This is a genomic window from Enterococcus sp. HMSC072F02, assembly GCF_001837725.1.
Lineage (GTDB): Bacteria > Bacillota > Bacilli > Lactobacillales > Enterococcaceae > Enterococcus_B > Enterococcus_B lactis.
The window spans coordinates 1-3,483 of record NZ_KV833903.1 but is presented as its reverse complement, the minus strand read 5'-3'; the positions used below and the strand labels follow the sequence as shown (position 1 = coordinate 3,483).

3 protein-coding genes are annotated in these 3,483 nt (G+C 33.4%); all 3 read left to right on the top strand.

What is annotated here, in order from left to right; genetic code table 11:
* The first annotated feature begins 2 nt into the window (after positions 1-2).
* The 3 genes from HMPREF2731_RS02135 (at position 3) to HMPREF2731_RS02125 (ending at position 3,096) form a co-directional block, all read left to right on the top strand.
* On the top strand, positions 3-983 hold the full coding sequence (locus tag HMPREF2731_RS02135) for a peptidoglycan recognition protein family protein (RefSeq protein WP_070872239.1): 981 nt from the start codon (positions 3-5) through the stop codon (positions 981-983).
* 254 nt (positions 984-1,237) lie between these two features.
* Positions 1,238-2,257 (top strand): HipA family kinase, encoded by a 1,020-nt coding sequence (locus HMPREF2731_RS02130; RefSeq protein WP_070872237.1) that lies wholly within the window; start codon positions 1,238-1,240, stop codon positions 2,255-2,257.
* Positions 2,224-3,096, top strand: a complete 873-nt coding sequence (locus HMPREF2731_RS02125) for a hypothetical protein (RefSeq protein WP_070872235.1) — start codon at positions 2,224-2,226, stop codon at positions 3,094-3,096. The genes HMPREF2731_RS02130 and HMPREF2731_RS02125 overlap by 34 nt, the downstream gene beginning before the upstream one ends.
* Positions 3,097-3,483: the final 387 nt, after the last annotated feature.

The following is a 3,483-nucleotide window of genomic DNA, read 5'->3' as shown; positions in this document are numbered from 1 at the left end:
TAATGGCTCTTTTTTTATTGCCAATTAATGGGTTCGCCTATACGATTAACAATGAATTTAATTTGGGCTCAAACGAAGGTAGCTCACAAGTAGCAAATAATCAGTACATTTTACTGCACGAAACGGCTAATGAAACAGCAACAGGACGCAATGAAGCGCAATATATGCAACGTTCATGGACTAGTGCTTATACTGCTTATATTGTGGGAGACGGTGGAATTGTTTACCAAGTTGGACAACCTGGTTATGTACAGTACGGTGCTGGTTCGTATGCTAATGCTAACAGTCCCGTGCAAATCGAGTTACAACACACACATGATAAAGCAACGTTTGAGAAAAACTACAAGGCATACGTTGAATTGGCTAGAGATTCAGCAATAAAATATGGTATTCCATTAACATTGGACACGCCTTATAACCAACCAGGAATCAAATCACATTTATGGGTAACACAAAATATTTGGGGCGATCACACTGATCCTTATGGATACTTATCAGAAATGGGCGTAAGTAAGGAGAAACTGGCTTACGATTTAACCCATGGATTTACAGATGAAAATCCAACGACTTCTGGAAACAAGCCTGTCATTGATCCAACACGAGCTGGTGCAGCTAATCCGACTTTAACAGATGGAACGAATCATTCTCACATTGATCAGTTCGGAGAAATCGAAAACGCAAACTTGCATGTGGCTGGCTGGCATATTGCTAACTATCAATACGAATATATTTTCATTATGGATTACAATACTGGGAAAGAATTAGCTCGAGTAAATGCTAATGGCGTTTCACGCCCAGACGTAAACCAACCCTACGGCACTTATGGTAATGTTGGCTATCATGTTTCTTTCAATATGCGTAATTTTCCTAACAAGAAAGTATACGTTATGATGCGTGCAACGAACGATCCGAAAGGTAACACGCAAGGCGGTGCGCAAGATTTTCACGATAAACGGTGGTATTTGAATATTCCGCAAAGATAAAAATAGCCCCTCGATGAGGGGCGGTACTTGGAATCATATATAACATTTTTATTACAAATTTAATGTTATGGATGTCAAAAAGTGTTGTTTTAATTTCATAAACGTTTAATTTGAACTTATGTTCCCTATATGTTAAAGTAACTCCATAATCCTCAAAGATTATATCTGCTAAGAGGCCCAAAAGCTATTGTCTTTAGGGCTTTCTTTTGGTTTAATTATGTTAGCAGATAAATCAATAAATTGAGGTGAGCTAATTGCAAAAACTATTTGTAGACTCCTTTATTAAGGATCAAGCACCTAATTTGGGGCAAAGTCGTCCTCTATTAGTGCAAGCCTCAGATGGAGACCTTTATTTTATAAAGAATAATTTTGTTCGAACAAACGAAGGTTGGATAAATGAAAATGCAGTTTTTTTTCATGAGGTACTAGCCCATAATATGGCTAAATATTTGGGTATTGATGTTCCAGATATTACAATTTTAGAAATAGAAAATGACATTATGACCGCTAATTCAGACCTACTTTTTCAAAAAAGGTATAGTCCAGGTCTTTATTTTGGTACAAAAAAAGTCAATGAAGTTGAAGATAATTTATTTGAAAACTTCTTAGAATTAGTGAGATTAAAAAAACCATATATGAGGAGACCATGGAACCAATTTTTTAAAGATATCCAAAATCCTGAAATAGTTTCTTCAATTATTGTGATGGATCTTTTGTTAGGTAATTTCGATAGATTTGACAATAAAGGTAATCTTATAATAGGGAAATCTGAAAAGGGGCGTATGCTTTATGCGATAGACCATGGTCACTGTTTCGGAGGTCCAGTGTATGATAAAACCAAAGAATCTTTTTTACGATCAAATATTTTTAATGATTCTGCCGAAATGAATAATTACATCAATTCACAGCTAAAATTAATAATTGACATAGCCCAGTATTATGGTGGACACCGACCGTTTAATTTAGCTGGTGAAGTGTTTAAAGCAATTGAAACACATGTTCATTTAGAAAATCCTGACAACCATTCTTTTATGGAACCAATTTATTTATTGGAAACACTTGATAAAAGAAAATTGGATGATATGCTATCAGATATACCGGAAGAATGGCTTCAAAATAAATTACTGCAAAAAGACCTTTATTCTGAATTCATCATCAGACAAGCGAAATTGGTGAGACCTATGATTGAAAGATTAACTTTATGGCAGGCTTTTTCTAACTACAGAGGAGGTGCATTAAAATGGAAATCAGAAATTCCTACTGGTACTCTATAATAAAGTATGTGGCAGATTTTACTAAAGGAGAATTTTTAAATATTGGTATTTTCATTGAAGAGTCAGAAAAAAGTACAGTTAAGTACTCTTTACTTGAACCGGATAATATAAAATTTAAAGCAGCTTTTGAGAACAAGCTGCAAAAAGATGTTTATAGATATGGAAAAGATTATTTTGACTACTTGATTTCTCAAATAAAAAACGATCAGTATCCTATAACAAATATTTCTGAAAATCTTATTCATCATTTAGCTAAAGGAAATGATCTCCCCAAAGGATTTGTATTATCTGAACCTCAATATGCTAAAACTTCTAATGTAGAGCAATTGATGAGCAACCTTCAAGTAACTTATATCGGCGAGAAGTTTGTAAAATCTGAAACTGCTACTCGTGAGTTAGTTATAAAAGAAAAAGCAAGTTCTATTCTTAGCGAAGCAAAACTTTTGAATTACAAAATAAAAACAAATGTTAAGATAGCACCATCACCGACGTTGCCATTTAAGTATCAAATTGATTTTGCCTACAGAGTGAATAACAACATTGATTTGATTCAATCTGCTCCAGGAAACATTGAACTGCTTCCTGATTGGTTTGAAAAAATTAATGTACTCAGTACTAACTATACTCATTCAGATAAAATATCATTATTGTATGATAGTAATGTAGACTCTACTTTATTAAGTGATACAAAATCAGCTATTAGAATACTTACAGAAGCTGATTCTAAGATAAAGGCGATTGATATAAGTCAGAAAACAAATGGAATGCATACTTTAATTGATGAAATTAAATCTAGTGCAACAGATATAGATGAACTTGAAAAATTAATAGCAATGTAGTATAAACCTCGCTCAATCTTGGGCGAGGTCTTTTTTTCGTTCTTCTGAAAAAGTTAAGAAAATAATAGACTAAAAAATAACCATGTGAGATAATAAACATAGAAAAAAGCTTCAGATACCTCCTAACCCTAGAGTCTTTCCCCAAAAGATAAGTATCTGAAGCTTTTTCTTTTTATGACTTAGAAATAATAGCATAAAATAATATATTCTACAAAGAATAAGTACAACCTAGTTTTTTGCTATTAAATATGTAATAATAAAGATGCCATCACAACATGAAGAATGAAAAAAATAATTTATCTTTTCTCAGGTCCATTCTTTTTGTTAGCAGGAGTTGTGGTGGCTTCTCGTACCCTTAGCTCAGTTGGTTAGAGCAGACGGCTCATA